This window comes from Nocardioides sp. YR527 (assembly GCF_900101045.1).
In the GTDB taxonomy this organism is placed as follows: domain Bacteria; phylum Actinomycetota; class Actinomycetes; order Propionibacteriales; family Nocardioidaceae; genus Nocardioides.
Map to the genome: position 1 here is coordinate 371343 of NZ_FNFN01000004.1, position 22364 is coordinate 393706.

Genomic DNA, 22364 nt, shown 5'->3' on the forward strand with positions numbered 1-22364 from the left:
CCCCCCAGAACCTTGCCGAGAGAGGTACGTCCCATGAACCAGCGCCGAGCCAGAGCAGCCCTGAGACCCGCCCTCGCGGCGCTGACCCTTCCCCTGGCCGCCGCGGGCCTGGCCGCGTGCGGCTCCGGATCGGGCGGCGGCACCGGGTCCGAGGCGTACGTCGACGGTGAGTCCTTCACGATGGCGATCGCCTCCGACCCCGGTGCCCTCGACCCGCACGGCGGCGTGACGAGCACCCTGCTGCAGCTGAGCCGGTTCGCGTACGACTCCTTGGTCAGCGTCGACCGCGACGGCGAGGTGCAGGCGCAGCTCGCGGAGAAGTGGAGCGTGGACGGCACCACTGTCACCTTCGACATCAAGGACGACGTGACCTGCTCGGACGGCTCGGAGTTCACCGCGCAGACCGTCGTCGACAACATCAGCTGGGTCGAGGACCCGAAGAACAAGAGCCCCTACCTGGGCGTCTTCATCCCGGCCGGCGCCACCGCGACGGCGTCCGGACAGACCGTGACGGTCACCTTGGCTGCGCCCGCGCCCTTCGTGCTGTCCTCCTTCTCCAGCCTGCCGATGATCTGTGACAGCGGCCTCGCGGACCGGGCCGTCCTGAAGGCCGGGACCGCCGGCACCGGCCCGTACGTGCTGAAGGACGCCGTTCCCGGCGACCGCTACACCTACGAGGTCCGCGAGGACTACACCTGGGGCCCCGACGGCGCCACCACCGCGGCGGAGGGCACCCCGGCCACCATCGAGGCCAAGATCGTCGCCAACGACACCACGGTCGCGAACCAGCTGCTCTCCGGGGAGCTCAACGCCGCCTCGATCATGGGTCAGGACGCCGCCCGGCTGGACGCCGCGAAGCTCAACCGGGTCGACGCGCAGGCCGTGGTCGGCGAGCAGTGGTTCAACCACAACGAGGGCCACCCGACCGCTGATCCCGCGGTACGTGCCGCGCTGACCCAGGCGCTCGACCTGGCCGAGCTGCAGAAGGTGATCACCGCCGACAAGGGTGGTCCGGCGACCCAGCTCGCCGTCGTCGAGCCCGCCGGCTGCACCGGCTCCTCCGTCGAAGGCAACCTCGCCGACAACGACACCGCTGCCGCCGAGAAGGCGCTCGAGGATGCCGGCTGGGCCGCAGGTGCCGACGGCGTTCGCACCAAGGCCGGCAAGCCGCTCGTGGTCGAGTTCGTCTACGACTCCTCGCTCGGCGCGCCCGGCACCGCCGCCGCCGAGCTGGCCGTCGCGGCGTGGAAGAAGGTCGGCATCGAGGCCAAGGCCACGTCCCTGGACCAGACCGCCATCCAGACCGCGATGTTCGGCACGGGGGACTGGGACGTCGCCTGGGAGCCGGTCAACATCAACACCCCCGACCAGATCGTCCCGTTCCTCTCCGGGCCGGCGCCCGCCGAGGGCGGCAACAACTTCGCCGGCATCGCCAACACCGGCTACGACGCAGCGGTGAAGACCGCGATGGCCGAGAACGGCGCCGAGGGCTGCGCCGACTGGCTGGCCGCGGAGGCAAGCCTGTTCGAGTCGTACGACGTGGTGCCGTTCGCCAACAACCTGCTGCCGTTCTTCTCCCAGGGTGCCGAGCTCGAGGTCGTCGGCGGTGTCGTCCCGACCAGCATCCGGATGCTGGGTTGAGGCAGGCGTCGATGACAGCGACACCAGCGGCGCCTGCGCCTCCGACGACGGGGGCGCCGGGCACCCTGGGCGGGCGGTGGACCCAGTTCGCCCTGCGCCGCGGTGGCCGGCTGCTGGTGTCGCTGTTCGTGCTGGTCACCGCATCGTTCCTGATGATCCATCTGGTGCCCGGCGACCCGGTGCGGGCCGCGCTCGGGATGACCGCGCCGACCGAGCTCGTCGAGGCGCGGCGGCACGCGCTCGGCCTCGACGACCCGCTCCTGACCCAGTACCTGGACTATCTCGGCGGCCTGTTCCGCGGTGACCTCGGCGAGTCGATCCAGACCCAGCTGCCTGTCGGGGAGACCATCGGCCGGCGCCTGGGCGCCACCGTCTCGCTCGGCCTGATCGCCTTCGTCCTCGCTCTCCTGATCGCCGTACCGCTCGGCGTCTGCGTCGCGGTCGCGACGCGCCGCGGGCGCCGCCAACGTACGTCGCTGGGGTTCGCCTCCGGCAGCGTGGTGATCGGCTCGATCCCCGACTTCCTGATCGGCGTGGTGCTGGTCGCGGTCTTCGCGGTCGGCCTCGGCTGGCTCCCGGTCGCGGGCCGCGAGGACGGGGCCGCGTCCTACGTCCTGCCGGTCCTCGCCCTGGCGATCGGCCCGGCCGCGATGCTCGCCCGGATCGTCCGCGTCGAGATGATCTCCGTGCTGGAGTCCGACTACATCCGCACCGCACGGGCCAAGCGGCTCCCGGCACGCCGGATCCACCTGGTGCACGCCCTGCCGAACGCGGTCACCGCCACGCTGACCCTCGGTGGGATGCTGCTGGCCTCGATGGTCGCCGGCACGGTGCTGGTCGAGAACGTCTTCGCCTGGCCCGGGCTCGGCAGCACCATCGTCTCCTCGATCGTCACCAAGGACTATCCGGTCGTGCAGGGCACCGTGCTCGTCTACGGGGTGATCGTGCTGCTGGTCAACACGCTCGTCGACGTCGCGCTCGCCGTGCTCGATCCCCGCTCGACGGTGGGGGAGGCGTGATGAGGGCGCTGCGTACGCCGGTGGGGGCGACCGGCGCGGGCCTGCTCGCCACGGTGCTGCTGCTGGCCGTCCTGGCTCCGGTCGCGTTCGGCGACGGGGCGGCCGCCGTCGACACCGACAACCTGCTCGCCGGGCCCTCGGCGGAGCACTGGTTCGGCACCGACAACGCCGGCCGCGACCTGTTCCTGCGGGTCCTGGTCGCCACCAGGCTCTCGATCACCCTGGCGCTGCTGGCGACCGCGATCGCGGTGCTCACCGGGCTGGTGCTCGGCTCGCTGCCGTGGCTGCTCGGCCCACGGCTCGGGCGACCGGTGACGGCGCTGGTCAACATCCTGGTCGCCTTCCCCGGACTGCTCCTGGTCCTCTCCCTGGCCACCGTGTTCGGAGTCGGTGCCCGCGGGGCCGTGCTGGCGATCGGGTTCGCCGGTGCGCCCACGTTCGCCCGCCTCTGCCAGACGCTGATCGCCGGGATCGCCGCTCGCGACTATGTCGCCGCGGCCGAGATCGCCGGCCTCGGCCGGATCCGGATCCTGGTGCGGCACGTGCTGCCCAACGTCGCGGAGCCGCTCGTCGTCAACGCCACCATCGGCGCCGGGAGCGCGCTGCTCGCCTTCGCCGGCCTCTCCTTCCTCGGCCTCGGCGTCCAGGCGCCCGCCTACGACTGGGGGCGGCTGATGCAGGACGGTCTGGCCGGGGTCTACCTCCACCCGCTCGCCGCGCTCGCGCCGGGGATCGCGGTCGTCATCGCCGGCCTGGCCTTCAACCTCACCGGCGAGGCGGTCGCCGGTGCCTTGGGCGTGACGCCGGTCGTCGGGCCACGGGCCTGGTCGGTGCCGGCTCGCTCGACTCCGGCGAGGTCGCCGGCGCAGGGAGAGGACCTGGTGCTCGACGTACGCGATCTCGCTGTCGCCTTCCCCGGCCCGTCGGCCCCGGTCACCCCGGTCCGTGGCGTCTCCCTCTCGCTGCGTTCCGGTGAGGCCGTGGGGATCGTGGGGGAGTCGGGGTCGGGCAAGTCGCTCACCGCGCTCGCGATCGCCCAGCTCGTCGAGGAACCCGGCCGGGTCACCGGCGAGGTCACCCTCTGCGGCACCGACCTGAACGACGGCGGCCACCACGAGGACCTGCTCGGCACCTCGCTCGCGGTCGTCTTCCAGGACCCGATGACCTCGCTCAACCCGGCCATGCGGGTCGGCCCGCAGCTCGCCGAGGTGAGCCGCTTCCACCAGAGCCTCGGCCGGCGTGCGGCGCTGGCCCGCGCCGTCGACCGCCTGCGCGCGGTGCGGCTGCGTGACCCGGAGCGGGCGGCCCAAGCGTACCCGTTCGAGCTCTCCGGCGGCATGCGTCAGCGCGCCATGATCGGGATGGGCCTGATGGGCACGCCGCGGCTGATCATCGCCGACGAGCCCACGACCGCCCTGGACGTCACCGTCCAGAAGCAGGTCCTGGCGCTCCTGGAGGACGTACGCCGCGAGCACGGCACCGCGATCCTGCTGATCTCCCACGACGTGTCCGTCATCGGCGAGATCTGCGACCGGGTGCTGGTGATGTACGCCGGGCGCATCGTCGAGGAGATCGCCGCCGGCGACCTCCACGGCGACGCCCGGCACCCCTACACCCGGGCACTGGTCGCGGCGGTTCCGTCGATGAGCACATCGCGGGACGAGCCGCTGGCCACCATCCCCGGCCAGCCGGTCGACCCCGCCGCGCTTCCCCCGGGCTGTGCGTACGCCGCCAGGTGCCCGCTCGCGACCGACCAGTGCCTGAGCGAGGAGCCCGCGCTCCTCGACGGGGTCGCGTGCTGGCGTGCGGGTGACCCGCTCCCGATGGAGCAGACGAAGCAGGTGAGCGTATGAGCATGCGGTTCGAGCAGGTCAGCGTCCGGTTCGGGCGCACCCAGGTGCTCCACGAGGTGAGTCTGGAAGTGCCCGACGGCTCGATCATGGGCTTGGTGGGGGAGTCCGGTTCGGGCAAGTCGACGCTCGCCCGGGCCGCCGTCGGGCTGGTGCCGGTCAGCACCGGTCGCGTCCTGGTCGACGGCGTCCCGGCCGGACGGCGATCCGGGGTCCAGATGGTCTTCCAGGATCCCTACTCCTCCCTCGACCCGCGGATGAGCATCGGCGAGAGCATCGCCGAGGCGATCCCCGGACGGACCTCGAAGTCAGAACGGGCCGGCGAGGTCGCCCGCCTCCTCCGGCTGGTCCATCTCGACCCGGGCCGCGCCGGCCAGCGCCCGGGGAGCCTCTCGGGCGGCCAGCGGCAACGGGTCGCCCTGGCCCGCGCGCTGGCCGGCCGGCCCCAGGTGCTCATCGCCGACGAGATCACCTCGGCGCTCGACGTCTCCGTCCAGGGCGCCGTCCTCAACCTCGTCCGCGAGATGCAGCGCGAGCTCGGCCTCTCGATGCTGTTCATCTCCCACAACCTGGCCGTGGTGCGCTACGTGGCCGACACGGTCGCGGTGATGAGCCACGGACACATCGTCGAGCACGGGCCGGCGGCCGACGTACTGGAGAACCCGAGTCATCGCTATACCCAAGAGCTTCTCGCCGCCGTCCCCGGTGGCACCTCGAACACCCTCACCAAGGAGACCTGATGACCATCGATTCCGCTCACTGGCAGACCCGGCTCGCCGAGCTGACGAAGAAGCACGGCGTCCCCGGGGCCCAGCTCGGCATCCTCCGGGTCGGCCGCGACGGCGCTGAGGACGAGCAGGTCACGCTCGCCACCGGCGTGCTCCACCTCGGCACCGGCCAGCCCGCGACGACCGACTCCGTGTGGCAGATCGGCTCGATCTCCAAGGTCTGGACCGCGACCGTGGTGATGCAGCTGGTCGATGAGGGCAGGCTCGCCCTCGACACCCCGGTCAAGGAGATCATCGGTGATCTCGATCTGCGTGACCCCGAGGTCACCGAGAAGGTCACGATCCACCACCTGCTCACCCACACCAGCGGCATCGACGGTGACGTCTTCACCGACACCGGACGCGGCGACGACGTACTGGAGAAGTACGTCGCCCGACTCGGCGAGGCCGCCCAGAACCACCCGCTGGGCGCGACCTGGTCCTACTGCAACTCCGGCTACGTGCTGCTCGGACGGGTCATCGAGGTCGTCACCGGTCAGACCTGGGACCAGGCGATGCGTGAGCGGCTCTTCACGCCGCTCGGCCTCACCCACACCGGCACCCTGCCCGAGGAGGCGATGCTCCACGCGCTGGCGATGGGCCACCTCGGCACCGGCGACGAGATCGCTCCGGCGCCGGTATGGGGGCTGCCCCGCTCGTGCGGCCCGGCCGGTCTGATCACCGCGACCGCTGCCGACGTGCTCGCCTTCGCCCGGATGCACCTGAGCGATGGAGTGGCGAAGGACGGCACCCGGGTGCTCTCCGCCGAGTCGGTGGCGGCGATGGCCGACTTCCAGGTCGACTGTCCGGAGAAGGACCTGCTCGGCGACTCGTGGGGCCTGGGCTGGTTCCGCTGCGACTGGCACGGGGCGCGTGCGATCGGCCACGACGGCAACACCATCGGGCAGGCCGCGTTCCTGAGGCTGCTTCCCGAGGCCGGCATCGCGGTCTCGCTCAACACCAACGTCGCCAGCGCCATCGCGCTCTACCAGGACCTCTTCGAGGAGATCTTCGCCGAGCTCGCCGACGTCCGCCTCCCTGACCGCTTCGAGATCCCCGACGACGCGCCCGAGGTCGACATCACCCCCTTCCTCGGCGAGTACTCGCGCGAGTCGGTGCTGGAGGAGGTCCTGGTCCTCGACGGCAAGCCGGTGATGCGGACGACCGTCTCCGGACCCGTCGCCGAGCTCGAAGGTGCCTCCGAGCCCGAGGTGCACGAGCTGGTGCCGGTCGCGGAGGCGATCTTCGCGGTCAAGCCCGACAAGTCCGCGGCCTACTTCCCCGTACGCTTCTACACGTTGCCGACCGGCGAGCGATACCTCCACTTCGGCGCCCGCGCGACCCCGAAGAAGGCCTGAATGCGTCGACCTCAGATCGATCTCCACCGGCTCCTGGACGACATCCGGGAGCTGGTCGAGACCGAGTCGCCCTCCACCGACCTGGGCGCCGTGGCGCGCTCGGCCGAGGTCGTGGCCCGCCTCGGCGCCGCCCATCTCGGCGTCCCCCCGGAGCGCATCGTCGTCGACGGGGTCACCCATCTGCGCTGGCGCTTCGGGCCCGGACCCCACGTCCTGCTGCTCGGCCACCACGACACGGTGTGGCCGCACGGCACGCTGGAGAGGATGCCGTACGCCGTCACCGACGGTGTCCTGCGCGGCCCCGGCTGCTTCGACATGCTCGCCGGTCTGGTCATGGCACTGCACGCGGTCGCCGCACTGCCGGCTCCCGACGGGATCTGCCTCCTGGTCACCGGCGACGAGGAGCTCGGCTCGCCGTCCTCGCGCGCGCTGATCGAGGCCGAGGCCCGAGAGGCGTCCGCGGTCCTCGTGCTGGAGGCATCGGTGGGCGACGGAGACCTCAAGACGGCCCGGAAAGGCACCTCGATGTACGAGGTCGAGGTCGTCGGACGTGCCGCCCATGCCGGCCTGGAGCCCGACAAGGGCGTCAACGCCACCATCGAGCTGGCCCACCAGGTGCCCGCGGTGGCCGCACTCGCCGACCCGTCCGCGGGCACGACGGTGACCCCGACGTCCGCATCCGCAGGCACCACGCTCAACACCGTCCCGGGCGCGGCCCGGTTCACGGTCGACGTACGCGCCTGGAGCGCGGCCGAGCAGGAACGGGTCGACGCCGGGATGCGTGCTCTGGAGCCGGCGCTCGACGGCGCGAAGCTGGTCGTGCACGGCGGGATCAACCGGCCGCCGCTGGAGGAGTCCATGTCGGCGCGGCTGTTCGACCGGGCGGTCGCCGTCGCGACCCGGCTCGGGCTGCCGGTGCCGGGTCAGGCCGCGGTCGGCGGGGCCTCCGACGGCAATTTCGCCGCCGGGGTCGGCACCCCGACGCTCGACGGGCTCGGCGCGGTCGGCGGCGGGGCGCACGCCGAGGACGAGCACGTGCTCGTCGACCGGCTGATCGACCGGACGCTGCTGTTGCACGGGCTGTTGCACGACCTGCTCGAGGAGCAGGTGGCCGGCGGTCCGGCCGACGGATCGAGAGGCCGGCCGTGACGCGGGCATGGGGGGCGTACGTCCGGGCCGCCGAGGCCGCCCGGGTCACCGTCCGCGAGCTCGACGGGATCGCCGAGCTGCAGCGGGCCGAGAAGGTGCTCGGCGGGATCTGGGGTGTTCCGGACAATCCGCCGCTCGGGTCCGAGCTGATGCGCGCGATGCGCAAGGCCGAGGGCTACGTCGCCGGCGCGTTCGACGATGCCGGCGGGGAGATGGTCGGCGTCTGCGTCGGGTTCCACTCGGTGCCGGCCGCCCGCACGATGCACAGCCATATCGCCGGCGTGGTCCCGGAGATGGCCGGTCGGCATGCGGGTTTCGCGCTCAAGCTCCACCAGCGGGCCTGGTGCCTGGAACGTGGGATCACGCTGATGGAGTGGACCTTCGACCCGCTCGTGGCCCGCAACGCCTACTTCAACCTGGCCAAGCTCGGCACCCGGGTCGCGGAGTATCTCCCCGACTTCTACGGCTCGATGGGCGACGGCATCAACGACGCCGAGGACGCCAGCGACCGGATCCTGGTGCACTGGGACCTGGACTCGCCACAGGTCGCGTCCGCGTGCGACGGCAGCCCGGTCGAGATCGCCGAGGTCGCTGCGGCCGCCGCCGGGCCGGGTGCGTCCTGGGTCGAGGTGCCCCGCGACATCGAGGCGATGCGCCTCTCCGACCCCGGCGAGGCCAGGGCGTGGCGTACCAAGGTCCGTGACCAGCTTCTGAGCGGGCTGGAGTCGGGCCGGGTCGCCGGCTTCGACCGCGACCACGGATATCTGCTCACCGGCACAGCCCCGAAGGAAGGAACCGAATGAAGCTGGAAGGGATGAAGCTGGAAGGGATGGAGCTGCGACGGGTGTCGATGCCACTGGTGTCGCCCTTCCGGACGTCCTTCGGCACCCAGAACGAGCGCGACATCCTGCTGCTGCGCGCGGTGACCTCGCAGAGCGAGGGGTGGGGCGAGTGCGTCGCGATGGCCGACCCGCTCTACTCCTCCGAGTACGTCGAGGCGACCGCGGACGTGCTCCGTCGGTTCCTGCTCCCCGCGCTGGCCGCGGCCGGCGGTGAGCTGGAGCGGCACGGGGCGTGCGCGGTGGGAAAGGTGCTGCACCCGTTCAAGGGACACCGGATGGCGAAGGCGGCGCTGGAGATGGCGCTGCTCGACGCGGAGCTGCGCGCGGCCGGGAGGTCCTGGGCCCGCGAGCTGGGCGCCGTGCACGACCGGGTGCCGAGCGGTGTCTCGGTCGGCATCTTCGACTCCGTACCCCACCTGCTGGACGTGGTCGGCGGCTACCTGGACGAGGGCTACGTGCGGATCAAGCTCAAGATCGAGCCGGGCTGGGACATCGAGCCGGTGGCCGCGGTCCGGGAGCGGTTCGGCGACATCCCGCTGCAGGTCGACGCCAACACCGCCTACACGCTGCGCGACGCCCGCCACCTGGCGAAGCTGGATCCGTTCGACCTGCTCCTCATCGAGCAGCCGCTGGACGAGGAGGACGTCCTCGGCCACGCGAAGCTGGCCCGCGAGATCCGCACCCCGGTGTGCCTGGACGAGTCGATCGTCTCCGCACAGACGGCCGCCGCCGCGATCTCGCTCGGTGCCTGCTCGATCATCAACATCAAGCCCGGCCGCGTGGGCGGCTACCTGGAGGCCGTACGCATCCACGACCTCGCCGCCGCGCACGGACTCGCGGTCTGGTGCGGTGGCATGGTCGAGACCGGGCTGGGGCGCGCCGCCAACGCTGCCCTGGGCGCGCTGCCGGGGTTCACCCTGCCCGGGGACATCTCCGCCTCCGACCGGTTCTATCGCACCGACATCACCGAGCCGCTCACCATCGAGGACGGCCATATGAGCGTCCCGACCGGACCGGGGCTGGGAGTCACTCCGATCCCGGAGGTCCTGGAGTCGTTCACCACCTCGACCGAATGGATCCCGCTCGGTGCGTAGCCCTGATGCGTCGTGTTGGGATCCGGCACTAGTATTCCGGGCGTGAGCCAGCGTCCGCGCGCGAGTCTGGGCCGCGTTCTCGACGACCTGGGCGACACCCTGCTGGAGCTGCTGGCCGGCGACCCGGCCCACGACGGTGAGATCGGCGGCGTGGTGATCCACGATCCCGACGACGAGCCGGTGCACCCCGCCGGGGCGCTGGTGCTGGCCGTCGGGGTGCGGTCGGGCGAGCTGCCCGAGCTCGTTCGCGAGGTGGGCCGCCGCGGGGCGGTCGGGCTGGTCGTCCGCGCCCCCGTCGTGCTGACCGATGCCCTGGCTGCCGCGGTCGAGGAGAGCCGGACCGCCCTGCTCGGCCTGCGCCGCGGCGCGACCTGGGCGCAGCTGACCGCACTGCTGCGCTCGCTCCTCGCCGAGGGCGACATCGGCCCGGCTGAGGCGGAGACGCTCGGTGGTCTGCCCTCCGGCGACCTGTTCGCGGTCGCCAACGCGATCGGCGCGCTGCTGGACGCGCCGGTGACGATCGAGGACCGCAGCTCGCGGGTGCTGGCCTTCTCCGGCCGTCAGGACGAGGCCGACGCCTCGCGGGTCGAGACGGTCATCGGCCGCCAGGTTCCCGAACGCTACGCCCGGATGCTCACCGACCTAGGCGTCTTCCGCGAGCTCTACCGCGAGCACCGCCCCGTCGTCGTCGACCCGGCCCGGCTCGACGAGGACAGGATCAGCAAGCAGCGTGTCGCGATCGCGGTCCGTGCCGGCGACGAGGTCCTCGGCTCGATCTGGGCGGCGATGGACGGTGAGGTCACGCCCGAGCGGAGCGCGGCGCTGCGCGACGCCGCCAGCCTGGTCGCGCTCCACATGCTGCGCGTGCGGGCCGGCGCCGATGTGCACCGGCGGTTGCGTACGGATCTGGTCAGCTCGGTCCTCGAGGGCGCGGCCGGTGCTCGAGACGCGCTGGGCCGGCTCGGCCTCGCCGGGCGGCCGGTCGTCGTGCTCGCCCTGGCCCTGCGGCACGAGCCGTCGGCCGAGCACGATCACGAACCCGACCCGGGCGGCGCCAGCACGCTCGAGCGTGCCGCCGACGCGCTGGCGGTGCACCTCTCGGCCGCCGTGCCGGCCTCGGCGGTCGCGGTCGTCGGCGGCATCGTCCATGCCCTGGTCCCGCTCCCCGGCGACGGCTCCGAGCCCGAGGAACGGGCCGCCCGGCTGGCCGGGGAGTTCTGCGAGCGTCTCGGCACGCGGCTGCCGGTCGTCGTCGGCGTCGGTGGTGCCGGCTCGGACATCAGCGCCATCGTCGCCTCCCGCGAGGCCGCGACCCGGGCCATGCGGGTGCTTCGCGACGGCGTCGCCCCGGGCGGCGAGACGCGCTCGGTGGCGCGGCTCGCCGACGTCTACACCCAGTCGTTGCTCCTCGAGCTCCGCGACCTCGCCGCCGCCCGGGACGAGCGTCCGGTCGGCCCGATCGCGCTGCTCCTCGACTACGACGAGCGCAACGACTCCGGTCTTGCCGAGACCCTGGACGCGTGGCTGGACGCGAACGGCGACGTACGCGCCGCTGCCGCCGCCCTCTTCATCCACCCCAACACGCTGCGCTACAGGCTGCGCCGGCTCGAGCAGGTCAGCGGCCTGGACCTCGCCGACCCCGAGCAACGTTTCGGGGCGGCGCTCCAGCTGCGACTCCTGGCGCTGCGCTGAGGCTCCGCACCGACGGGTCCCGCTCAGACCACCATCGCGACCACGGCCGCCGCGGCGAGGACCGTGGCGGCGATGCGTACCTTCCCGATCGGCTCGTGCAGCACCAACGCTGCCGAGAGCGCGACCCAGATCAGGCTCGAGCTGCGGACGGCCGCCACCAGCGAGACCGGCGCGTGCAAGGTGGCGTAGAGGCTGAGGACGTACGAGGTAGGGATCAGCACCGCGAGCACGGCCACGGTCCGGGCATGGATCCTCGCCTGGCGCAGCCCCTCGGCGTACTTGCCGCGCACGATCACGCTCCACAGCACCACCTGGATGACCGTGCCGACCGCGTAGTAGGCGATCGGGTCGAGGCCGCGCTCGACGACCACCCAGCCGTCGTAGGTCGTGTAGCCGGCGATCGATACGGCGATGCAGCCCGACCACAGCAGCGGCTTCGCCTGCAGTGAGCCCCTGGTGCGGACGGTCTCGAACAGCAGCGCCCCGACCGCCGCCGCCATCAGGAGTACGCCACCCCACTGCGCCCAGCTCAGCCACTGCCCGAGCACCACCATGCCGGTGAGCGCCACCACGACCGGGGCCAGGCCGCGGGAGAGCGGGTAGATCTGGCTCACGTCGAAGTCCTGGTAGGCGACCTGGACCAGGCCCATGGTCAGCGCGTGCATCGCGGTGCTGCCGAGCGAGAGCAGGAGGAGCTCCCAGGACACCGCGATGCCGTGCCCGCGCACGATCATCACCACCGAGGTGACCGTGACGACCAGGCAGCTCTCCACGATCGCAACCGCCCACAGCGCCGGTCTCCCCGCGGGGGCGATGGTCTTCGACGCCGTGTTCCAGGCTGCGTGGGCGATCGCCGAGCCCAGGGCGAGAACGACTCCGAGCAGCAGCATTCGGGTGAGCCTACGGCGTCGCTGCGCGGATCATGACCGGACTACTCCTAGGGTGGGCCACTCCAACCCCACAACACCGAGGAACTCTGTGATGGACCCCGTCGACCTGGCTCTGATGCTTCTCCGGCTCGCGGTGGGTGGCACGATGATCGCCCACGGCGTCAACCATTGGCGCGGAGGCGGCAAGATCGCCGGCACCGCAGGCTGGTTCGAGAGCCTCGGCCTTCGCCACGGCACCCTGCAGGCGTGGGCCAGCGTGGTGACCGAGATCGGGGCCGGCGTACTCCTGATCCTGGGCCTGATCACGCCGCTGGCCGCAGCCGCCGTCGTCGCGGTGATGCTCGTGGCCGCGCTGCTGGCGCACCGCCCCAACGGGTTCTTCGTCTTCAAGGACGGCTGGGAGTACGTCATGATCCTGGCCGTCGTCGCAGTCGTGCTCGGCGTCACAGGACCCGGGACGATCTCGCTCGATGCGTCCCTCGACATCGTCTACGACGGCTGGGTTGGCGGCGCGGTAGCGCTAGGCGGCGGCGTCGCCGGCACCGCCCTGCTCCTCGCCGCTTTCTGGCGCCCGCAGCGCGAGGACACCCCCGCCGAAGAAGCCCCCGCCGACGAAGCCCCCGCCGACGACGCCTGACCCGTCGCCGAGTCGGCGCAAACTGACGAGGTCCGACGCCGAGTCGGCGCAAACTGACGAGGCCCGTCGCCGAGTCGGCGCAAACTGACGAGGTCCGACGCCGAGTCGGCGCAAACTGACGAGGTCCGACGCCGAGTCGGCGCAAACTGACGAGGCCCGACGCCGAGTCGGCGCAAACTGACGAGGTCCGACGCCGAGTCGGCGCAAACTGACGAGGCCCGACGCCGAGTCGGCGCAAACTGACGAGGTCCGACGCCGAGTCGGCTCGTCATGACGCGCCGACTCGGCGGGGGAGTCGGTCAGGATGAGCCGACTCGGCGGGGGAGTCGGTCAGGATGAGCCGACTCGGCGGGGGAGTCGGTCAGGATGAGCCGACTCGGCGCGACCAAAGTCGAGCGAGGTCGCGACGGAAGGACGATGCCGCGACGCCGGCTCGTTCCTAGCCTGGATTCATGCGTCGGCAACAGATGGTCCCGGTAGCGCTCCTGGTCGCCGCGGTCGGTCTGCTCGGACTGGGTGTCGTCGGCCCGCCGACGGCGGATGGCGGCATCCGGATCACGCCAGGGTTGCCGATCCTGCTGGTCGCGGCAGGGGTGAGCTGGTGGTGGCGGGGGAGTGCCGGCGCCGTCCTCGGTGTGGTCGCGGTCGCCGTCGTGACGGTAGCCTCGATCGGCGCCGGACTCGGGTCGGACCTGGTCGGTGACCGCGGGCTGCCGGTTGCCGTGGCACGCTGGGTCCAGGTGGTGGGGCTGGCTGCCGCGACGTACGCCTTGGTCCGGCGGCTGGTGGCAGGACGGTCGCCGGTGGGGACAGCCGGTGAGCGACCTCGCCGTGACCGGAGCAAAGTACTCCAGGTCACGGGTCTGCTGGTGCTGTGCGGGATCGGAGCCGAGCTGCTGGCAGCGTACGGGGACAGCACGGGGGACCCGGGAGGGATCGCCTTCGCGCTGGTCTTCTTCGGCGCGCTCTACGGAGCGCCGGCGCTGCTCGCCCGAGACCTGGTGCGCCGCCTCGGCTGGGGCTGGCCGAGCCTGCTGCTGATCTTCGCAGCTCTGGGCACGGCACAGGCCGGCCTCATCGACCAGTCGCTGTTCAGCGTCGACTACGGCGGTTACGAGGGCTGGGAGGAGAACCGTGAGCCGACCCTCATCCCGGCCGTCGGGCTCAGCGGCTACAACGCCTACTCCTTCATCGTCGGGCACGTGATCTTCAGCTTCGCCGCGCCTGTTGCACTGGCTGAGGCATGGGTGCCCGCACGGGCCAGGAAGCCGTGGCTGGGTCCGGTCGGCATCACCTTTGCCGCGATCGCGTACGCCGTCGCCGCCGTGCTGATCGTGACCGACCCGGAGTCACGGTCGGGGAGCAAGGCTCAGCTGCTCGCCATGGCAGGGCTGGTCGGTGCTCTGGTGATCCTCGCCGTCATCGTCGGTCGGCGCCACCAGGAGGACCACGCCGGTCCCGGGAAGCCTGGCGTCTCGATCTGGTTGGTCCTCGGTGTCGCGTTCGTCCTCGCGCTCATTCCTGATCTCATGCCTGCGACCTGGTTGGGCGTGATCGGCGCGGCGACCGCGACGGCGACGGTCGGAGTGCTGCTCCTTCTTGCCGCCCAGACGCGAGCCTGGACGATCCGGCACACCGCGGCGGTCGGTGCTGCGTTCCTGCTCGAGCGGGGGTTGCTGGCGTTCACCTACTTCCCCCTCATCGGTGATGTCGCGGTAGGCCCGAAGTACGCCCACAACGTGTCCATGCTCCTCGTCGTCGCGCTCGCGGGATGGCTCGCCCTGCGGGGTCGTACTGCTATGGCCCCGCCTGCGGAGCGCACCGCTCTGCCGGCTGGTTAGGGGCGGCGGGTGAATCTGATGGTGCCGTCCGGTAGGCGTTCATGGAGGTACGCCGGGGCGTGGGCTAGGCGGTGATGATGGAGACAGAGCAGTGCGCCGTCTTTGAGGTCTGTCTTGCCGCCGGCCGCCCACGGGTTGAGATGGTGGGCGTCGCACCATTCGGGTGGCATGTCACACCCTTCGGCTTGGCAGCACTTGGCCTGCAGCCGCAGCGCTTTGCGTTGGATGGGTTGGAAGAATCTGCTGGCTCGGCCGGCGTCGAGGACCTCGCCCTCGCTGCCCAACACCCAGGGAATGATGGTGGCGTTACACGCCATCCGCCGGGCTTCTGCGGCGCTGATGGCGGTGCCGTTGGCCTCGTCGTAGCCCAGGCTGGCGATCCCGAGGTCTTTGCGGAGCTCCTCGAGCGAGATCACCACATTGAGGGTGGTGGCGTCGCCGCCGTGGCGGGGCAGCGCGGCGGGGTCGAGGGTCTCCAACAGGCGGGAGAACCCCTGCCCCATCAACCGTTCCCAGGGCGGCAGTCCCGCGCCCTTCTCGACAAGCTGTTGCTTGCGGGGCTGGGCGTAGGCCTCGACCAGCCGCTTGAACCTCAACCCCATCGAGACCGGCAGCACCCCGTCGAACCCGACGGTTCCGTCGTGGTTGTCCCACACCCGGAGCGCGGTCTTCTGCTGGGCGCGTTCTTCCTCGGCGAGGAGGGCTTGGGCTTCGGCGTTCTCGAACCGGGCCGGGTCGATCTCGGCCAGGATCTTCCGGCCCACGATCGCCAGTTCGTTCGCGGTGAGCCGGGTGGCGTAGTCGACCAGCAGCTTCTCGGCCAGGACCAAGTCTTCGGCGCTGGCGACCGGGTCGGCCTCGATCTTGTCCAGGGCCGTCGTGATCACCCGGGCCTTGTCCGGGGAGACGACACCGGCCGCGAGACCGTCGGCGACGAGCTCGTATTTGGCGATCTTGGTGGCGAGTTTGATCTGGGATCGGGCCACGGCTTTGTCGACCAAGAGTTCGGCGCGCATCCAGGCGGAGGCGTCCTTGTCGCCGGTCTCCTGGGCGATATCGCCGGCCGTGGCCAACACCCGGAGCTTCAGCGCGGCCTGTTGGGTCTGGATGGTCTCCAGCCGGGCCAGCAGGTCCTTCTTGGTCGAGGTTCGCCAGTAGGTGGGGTCGGTGGCGAGCAGGTCGCGGAGGGAGGACTCAATGACAGCCAGAGCAGCGTCAATCGCATCACCGGGGTGGCTGCCCCAGTGGTCGAGGTCGTGCTCGAGACTCATCGTGATCCCTCCCTTCAGAGGTGTGTTGTGATGGGTCTGAGTCTACGCCCGCGAGGGGATACCTAGCCACCTATAGGTGCAGGTCAGATGCCAGTTTCGCGGTGAGCGAACGGCCTCGTTTCTGTGGATGGTAAGTGGCCCGAAGGGCCACCCCTCCACCCCTACAAGCCCCACCAATCCCATCAAGAATCTTCCGCGCCACACCCGGGCCGCCGCCCCGATAGCCAGCCAAATCTTTTCTCGATCTGGTCCGGAGTCCAGGACCGCGAAGCGGCCGGCGAAGCCGGCGCCCGCAGGGCGTCCTTGACGCCGGACCAGATCGAGAACACCCTCCAGAAAGGGTCGGCGGCCCACGGTCCCCCGAAGAAACAGTCCCCGACAACTGCCAGAACGAACTCAACAAGGTCGAAACACCCCGACCAGACCCGGAAGCGACCGTGTTGGTCTCGACACGCTCGCTGGCGCTCGCGGCTCGACCAGCGGGGCGGGCGGCTCGACCAGCGATGGAGCGCCGCTCAACCAGCGATGGAGCGCGGCGAGACCAGCGAGGGAGCGAGGCAGAACCTCAGCGGCGCGAGCGGATCCCGAGCCGAGCGGTCTCGCCGGTAGCTGAGCGCTCGAGCTCGGCGATGAGAGTGCGGGCGTCGTAGCGACCCTCGTGGCGGTGCGTACCGACGAAGAACGTCGGCGTGCCGCGGGCGCCGCTGTCGTTGGCCGAGGCCATGTCCTCGCGGACGTGCTCGGCCAGGTCCGGGTCCTCGAGGTCGCGGAGGAACTGTTCGACGTCGAGCCCGAGGGCTCCGGCGTAGCCGGCCAGGTCCTGGTGCTCGAGCTCGTTCTGGTGGTCGAAGAGGTGCTTGTGCATCTCCCAGAACCGACCCTGCCGTCCCGCGGCCTCGGCGGCGACCGCGGCCAGTTCGGCGTGCGGATGCTGGGGGAGGGGCAGGTGGCGTACGACGTAGCGGATCCGCGGCCCGAAGTAGTCGCGGACCTCGTTGGCGGTGCCGGTGGCGCGGGCGCAGAAGGGGCACTCGTAGTCGAGGTACTCGAGCAGGGTGATCTCGGCGTCCTCGGCCCCGTAGATGTGGTCGCGCTCCGGGTCGACCGGAGTCGAGAGCACCTTCGGCAGCGCCGCGTCGCGCTGGCCGAGGAAGCGCGCGGAGAGCTGGAAGATCACCCAGCCCAGCGCGGAGGCGAGCACCACGGAGAGGAGTACGCCGACGATCGCATCGCGCTGAAGCGTCTCGGAGTCGAAGGCGAGGGTGGTGATCAGCAGCGCGACGGTGAAGCCGATCCCCGACAGCGCCGCGCCGCCGAGAACATGGCCGCCGCCGACGCCCTGGGGCAGCTGCCCGAGCCGCAGCCGCGTGGCCACGAGTGCGCCGCCGCCGATCCCGAGCGTCTTGCCCAGGACCAGGCCGGCCACGACGCCCCAGGTCACCGGCGAGCTCAGCGCCTCCCCGAGCACGCCGTCGCGCAGGTCGACGCCTGCGTTGGCGAGCGCGAAGACCGGCACGATGAAATAGCTCGTCGGTACGTGCAGCGTCTCCTGGAGCCGCTCGTTGACCGAGATCGTGCGGGTCAGCTCGTCGCGGGTCTCCCGCTGCAGCGTGGGCAGCGGCGACTGCCGGAAGGCCCGGAACCGCGAGGTCGCGACCTCCATCTGGGCCCGGGTCGGCTCCGCCGCCGGCACCAGCAGACCGGCCAGCATCCCGGCGATCGAGGCATGCAGGCCGGCGCCGAGGGTGGCCACCCAGGCGATCAGGACGAGCAGTACGTAGGGCCCGGCCCGCCATACCTTCACCCGGTCGAGCACGAAGATCCCGACGAGGGCCAGCCCGGCCACCACCAGCGGCCCGATCTCGAGCTGCTCGGTGTAGGCGACGCCGATCACGCTGACCGCGACGATGTCGTCGATGACGGTCAGCGTGAGCAGGAAGATCCGCAGCTGGGTGGAGACCGCCGGCCCGACCAGCGCGAGCATGCCGAGCAGGAACGCGGTGTCGGTGCCGATCACGATGCCCCACCCGCGGGCCGCCTCACCGGAGGGGTTCAGCAGCACGTAGATCAGCGCCGGCAGGAGCAGGCCGCCCGCGCCTGCGATCAGCGGGACCACCATGCGGCGACGGTCGGTGAGCTCGCCGACGGCGAGCTCGCGGCGTACCTCCAGGCCGACGACGAAGAAGAAGACCACCATCAGGCCGTCGTTGACCCAGTGGTGCAGGCTCATCGAGAGGCCGACGTCGCCGAACCGGACCGAGACCACTGTCTCCCACAGGTGCTCGTAGCCGTGCGACCACGGCGAGTTGGCCCAGGCCAGCGCCAGCAGCGAGGCGATGACCAGCAGCGTGGCGCTGGTCGACTCCAGATGCATGAAGTGCCGCAGCCTGGTGCCGAGCTGCCCGGTCAGGTCGTCGTCACGCCGGCACTTCGTCTGCTGTTTCCCCACAGGGGGATCCTAGGCGCGTTGACCATCCGCCGTGTTGGCGCGCCGCGCTTCGGCCACCTCGCTGAGCCGCCGGGCGACGCCGTGCTTGGCCACGACGAGCTGGTCGACCACCACGAGCGGCAGCTCCAGGACCTCGGTCAGGGTGAGCGCCGTCGCGGTCAGGATGGCGCTCTCGCCCAGGAGCGCCTCGGCGGTGACGACCTGGCCCCGGTCGAGGCGCGCCACGACGACCGTGCCGCCGGAGCCACCCGAGGAGCCGGCGGGAGCGGTCACCTCGACCACGCCGCTGGCCACGAACCCGTACGTCGTCGGCACTCGTCCCGGGCGGACGATGTGCTCGCCGGCGCCGAACGTGTTCAGGCGGCACTGCGGCGCGAGCGCCTCGACCTCCTCATCCGTGAGCTCGAGCGTGGTCGAGACCGACCGGAGCGCCGCCTCGACATCGGCCGTCGGGCGGGTCACCGGGGTGACGCCGTCGAGGGTGAGGCCGGCCCGGCGGGCCGCGTACCAGAGCTGCGTGCGAAGCGTCGAGCTCGCGATGCCGGCCTCGGAGGCGCTGGCCAGCGGCAGGGTCACGTCATAGGCGCCGCCACCGGTGGCGCGCACCGTCGCGACGGACCCGGGCCGGAGCGACGGCAGCGCCGCGGCGGTCGTCGTCACCGTCTCCACGACCTCGTGCGGAGGGTCGGCCGCCCCGAAGTCCAGGCTGAAGGTGTGGTCGTGAGCGCGGGTGGGACGGCTGTCGTTGGTGAACGAGGCCGCGGCCAGCGCGGAGTTGGGGATGACCTGGACCCCGCTGCCGGTGTCGAGGTGGGTGGAGCGCCAGTTCATCTCGACGACCCGGCCCCTGGCGCCGGCGACGTCGAGGGTGTCGCCGAGCCGGAAGGGCTGCTCGAAGAGGAGCAAAAGCCCGGAGACGACGCTGCCGATCGCGTTCTGCAGCGCGAGGCCGATCACGATCGACCCGACACCCAAAGTCGCCCACAGCCCGCCGACGTCGAAGCCCCACACCATCGAGGCCACGATCGCGGCGCCGGCTACGACCAGGACGAGCCGGGCGAGGTCGACGAAGATCCCCGGCAGCCGCTCGCGCCAGCTGCCCCGGTCGGCGTTGTCGAACAGGAGCGCGTTGAGGGCGCCGAGCGCGATGCTCACCGCCAGCACCCCGACGACCGTCGCCACGATGCGTACGCCGTTGTTGTCGGCCGGCAGGCTGCCCACCTGGGTGAGCAGCACCAGCAGCCCGGCTCCGGGCAGCAGCCATAGCCGCAGCCGGTTCACAGGGGCCGCGAGCCCGCTGCCGCGGCGCACCAGGCGCAGGTGGACCTCGGAGAGGACCAGCAGCAGGATCGGCAGCCCGACGATGAGCGCCATCGCCCACCCGAACCAGGACGTGCCGCCGACGTCGACGATGTGGGTCATGACAGCACCACCTGCCACACCGGCCGGTCGTCGATGGTGCCGACCTTCTCGAAGTCGTACGCCGAGGAGAGCTGGTTCTTGACCTCGTCGGTCACGTAGATGCCGGCCTCGCCGGCGATGGTGCGGACCCGGTAGGCGAGGTCGACCGCCTCGCCCCACAGGTTGTAGACCATGTCGCCCTGACCGACCAGCCCACCGCGTACGTCACCGGTGTGGACCCCGGCGCGCAGGACCAGGTTGGCGCCGTTGGTGACGTTGAAGCGCTCGACCATCCGCGCCACGTCGACGGCGAAGTCGGCGACCCTACGGACGTGGTCGACGCGCTGGACGATGAGGCCGCTGCTGCCGATGTAGCCGGTGCCGACGCTGCGTACCTTCTCGATCCCGGCGCGGTGGGCGGCCGCGTCGAAGCCGGCGGAGAGCTCCTTGAGCATGGCCAGCGACTCCTCGGCGGGTCGTTTGCCGGCGAACGCGTCGAAGCCGTCGATCTCGGTGTAGACGACCGAGGCGTTCTGATGTTCGGCGGAGATCGTGGTCTCCCCGTGCTGATAGCGGTCGGCGACGGCCTCGGGCATCAGCGACCGCAGGATGCGGGAGTTCTCCGCCTGCTGGGCGTCGACGAGCTCCTGCTTGGCGGCCAGGTTCGCGCTGAGGTCGTTGAACGCCGTCGCCAGGTCGCCGAACTCGTCGCGCGACCCGGCGTCCACCTGAGCGCCGAGATCACCGCCGGCCACGGCGCGGACCCCGCGCATCAGCCGCCCGACCGGGCGGGTGAAGACCCGCGCCAGCAGGATCGAGATGGCACACACGAGCAGGATCACCGCGGCCGTGGCCACCAGTACGTTGCGGGCGAACCCCTGCACGGGCGCGAGCGCCTCCTCGGTCTCGATGGTCGCGACCAGCGACCAGTCCAGGCCTTCGACATCGAGGGGCTCGTACGCCGCCAGCACCTCCTTGCCCGCGTAGTCGGTCACTTCAGCGACGCCGGTGCTGCCGTCCTTCGCGACCGCGGAGATGTCGGGCCCCGCGGAGAGCAGCCCGACGGCCAGCTTCATCCGGAGCATCTTGTCGACCGTCTCCTCGCTGGCGCCGTTCTCGCGCATCTGCCCGGCGAACGCCTTCGGATCGGCGAGCAGCCGGCGGGAGTTGGTGCGCAGGACGCCGTCCGTGCCGACGATGTAGGACTCGCCGGTCTCGCCGAGGCCGGTGACCTTCTCGGCGGTGCCGGACCCGGTGGTGAGCATGGTGATCGCGTTGGAGGAGACCTCGTAGACCAGCACGCCGGTCGCGTCGCCGCCGGTGCCGATCGGGGAGGCGACGAACATCCGTGGCCTGCCGAACGCCGGCTGGTAGCTCTCGTAGTCCGAGATCGCCACGTAGTCGCGATTGTTGGACCTCAGCGCCTCGCGCCACAGCGACTCCAGCGCCCCGTCGCGGAGCTCGCCGGTATCGACGTCGCTGCCGAGGTCGGAACCCTTGTCGGTCGTGTAGACGATGCGTCCGTCGGTGTCGATCATCATCACGTCGTCGAGCCCGAGCGAGTCGCGTACGGCCCGCCAGTAGGGGTTCCACTTCTTGTTGGCCGCGGTCCAGGCCGAGCCGTCACCGGCGTCGTCGATGTCGGAGACTGGACGTGAGGTGTCGGTCTCGGTGGTCGCCTCGACCGTGTAGCGCGCCTGCAGGTAGGTCCGCGCGGGGGAGGTCGGGATGAACGCCTCGGCGTTGATCTCACCGCCGAGGTTCTCCTGCAGATGAGGTGCGTAGTAGTCGTTGTAGTAGCGGGTCAGCGCCGCCGTGTCGGCCGGGTTCACCGTGCCGCGCGCCAGCTCGTCGTAGGCCGAGCTGAAGTCGGCCATCGACTCGGGTCCGACGCCTTGGCTGTCGAGAGTCACGCCGCCGGAGACGTTGTTGATCATCGCCGAGACCCGCGAGGCGCGCTCGTCGAGCACGTCCTGGAGCCGGCTGCGGGTGGAGTCCTCGAGCGCCTGCGTACCGCTGCGATAGCCGAAGTAGCCCACCACGATCGTCGACAGCACGCTGGTCAGCACCAGCATCAGCAGCAGCTTGGACTGAATGCTGCCGAAGCCCCGCCTACTGACGCGTCTCCGGGTCGAGAGTGGTTGCTCCGGACCATCGGGATCACCGTTCCCGCCGAGTGCGGATCCTACTTGGTCGGTTGCCGGCGGCGCCTGCGTCTGCGCCGCACTCGCGTGGCCGCCCATCCGCCGGACGACCGCGTCGCTCTGCCCCATGTGCGTTCCCCCTGCCGGTGCGCACCCGTGGCGGGGGAGTCCCGAGACGGGTGCTACAGGCACCGTGAGATTTCACTTGTCGGTGTGTGGGGGAGTTGTTGCCTCTGCGCGACACGACCGGCTGTGCCGCTCGTGCGAGCGTACATGTGACCGAAGCCAAATCGCAGCGATCCGATCGATATGGTCGCTT

16 protein-coding genes are annotated in these 22364 nt (G+C 71.2%); 11 read left to right on the forward strand and 5 right to left on the reverse strand.

The window, feature by feature from the left end:
* Positions 1–33 precede the first annotated feature (33 nt).
* From BLT25_RS14395 to BLT25_RS14435, 9 genes are read left to right on the forward strand one after another with little or no spacing between them, the layout of a single operon-like run.
* Positions 34–1641 (forward strand): ABC transporter substrate-binding protein, encoded by a 1608-nt coding sequence (locus BLT25_RS14395; RefSeq protein WP_091047058.1) that lies wholly within the window; start codon positions 34–36, stop codon positions 1639–1641.
* 11 nt (positions 1642–1652) lie between these two features.
* Complete coding sequence (locus BLT25_RS14400) at positions 1653–2660, forward strand: ABC transporter permease (RefSeq protein ID WP_091047060.1); 1008 nt, start codon at positions 1653–1655, stop codon at positions 2658–2660.
* On the forward strand, positions 2660–4513 hold the full coding sequence (locus BLT25_RS14405; protein ID WP_091047063.1) for a dipeptide/oligopeptide/nickel ABC transporter permease/ATP-binding protein: 1854 nt from the start codon (positions 2660–2662) through the stop codon (positions 4511–4513). Before BLT25_RS14400 ends, BLT25_RS14405 begins: the two co-directional genes overlap by 1 nt.
* A complete protein-coding gene (locus tag BLT25_RS14410; protein ID WP_091047065.1) occupies positions 4510–5250 on the forward strand; it encodes an ABC transporter ATP-binding protein in 741 nt (246 codons plus the stop codon). Before BLT25_RS14405 ends, BLT25_RS14410 begins: the two co-directional genes overlap by 4 nt.
* Complete coding sequence (locus BLT25_RS14415) at positions 5250–6635, forward strand: serine hydrolase domain-containing protein (RefSeq protein WP_091047067.1); 1386 nt, start codon at positions 5250–5252, stop codon at positions 6633–6635. Before BLT25_RS14410 ends, BLT25_RS14415 begins: the two co-directional genes overlap by 1 nt.
* Complete coding sequence (locus tag BLT25_RS14420) at positions 6636–7784, forward strand: M20 family metallopeptidase (protein WP_091047069.1); 1149 nt, start codon at positions 6636–6638, stop codon at positions 7782–7784. It abuts the gene before it with no gap.
* Positions 7781–8587 carry a hypothetical protein gene (locus BLT25_RS14425; RefSeq protein WP_091047071.1) on the forward strand — a complete coding sequence of 269 codons (807 nt, stop codon included), beginning with the start codon at positions 7781–7783 and terminating at the stop codon, positions 8585–8587. Before BLT25_RS14420 ends, BLT25_RS14425 begins: the two co-directional genes overlap by 4 nt.
* Positions 8588–8598: 11 nt before the next feature.
* Positions 8599–9720, forward strand: coding sequence for an o-succinylbenzoate synthase (menC, locus tag BLT25_RS14430; RefSeq protein WP_091047637.1), 1122 nt, complete (start codon positions 8599–8601; stop codon positions 9718–9720).
* A gap of 42 nt (positions 9721–9762) precedes the next feature.
* Positions 9763–11412, forward strand: coding sequence for a PucR family transcriptional regulator (locus BLT25_RS14435; RefSeq protein ID WP_091047074.1), 1650 nt, complete (start codon positions 9763–9765; stop codon positions 11410–11412).
* A 23-nt stretch (positions 11413–11435) separates the two neighbouring features.
* Here BLT25_RS14435 and BLT25_RS14440 read toward each other — a convergent pair whose 3' ends face one another.
* Positions 11436–12302 (reverse strand): hypothetical protein, encoded by an 867-nt coding sequence (locus BLT25_RS14440; RefSeq protein ID WP_091047075.1) that lies wholly within the window; start codon positions 12300–12302, stop codon positions 11436–11438.
* A gap of 91 nt (positions 12303–12393) precedes the next feature.
* On the opposite strand from BLT25_RS14440, the gene BLT25_RS14445 reads away from it, so the two are divergent.
* A complete protein-coding gene (locus BLT25_RS14445; RefSeq protein ID WP_091047078.1) occupies positions 12394–12939 on the forward strand; it encodes a DoxX family protein in 546 nt (181 codons plus the stop codon).
* Positions 12940–13391: 452 nt separating this feature from the next.
* Complete coding sequence (locus tag BLT25_RS14450) at positions 13392–14780, forward strand: hypothetical protein (protein WP_218131339.1); 1389 nt, start codon at positions 13392–13394, stop codon at positions 14778–14780.
* Here BLT25_RS14450 and BLT25_RS14455 read toward each other — a convergent pair.
* The 4 genes from BLT25_RS14455 to BLT25_RS14470 form a co-directional block, all read right to left on the reverse strand.
* Positions 14777–16051, reverse strand: a complete 1275-nt coding sequence (locus tag BLT25_RS14455; protein ID WP_091047083.1) for an HNH endonuclease signature motif containing protein — start codon at positions 16049–16051, stop codon at positions 14777–14779. The two genes, BLT25_RS14450 and BLT25_RS14455, sit on opposite strands and share 4 nt — an antisense overlap.
* 565 nt (positions 16052–16616) lie before the next feature.
* Positions 16617–18500: a Na+/H+ antiporter NhaA gene (gene nhaA, locus BLT25_RS14460; RefSeq protein WP_256328607.1), complete on the reverse strand. Its 1884-nt coding sequence runs from the start codon at positions 18498–18500 to the stop codon at positions 16617–16619.
* 9 nt (positions 18501–18509) lie between these two features.
* The gene (locus BLT25_RS14465; protein ID WP_091047086.1) at positions 18510–19922 is read right to left on the reverse strand and encodes a mechanosensitive ion channel domain-containing protein; all 1413 of its coding nucleotides are present in this window, start codon (positions 19920–19922) and stop codon (positions 18510–18512) included.
* Positions 19919–21976: an adenylate/guanylate cyclase domain-containing protein gene (locus tag BLT25_RS14470; RefSeq protein WP_176883894.1), complete on the reverse strand. Its 2058-nt coding sequence runs from the start codon at positions 21974–21976 to the stop codon at positions 19919–19921. The genes BLT25_RS14465 and BLT25_RS14470 overlap by 4 nt, the downstream gene beginning before the upstream one ends.
* Positions 21977–22364 lie beyond the last annotated feature (388 nt).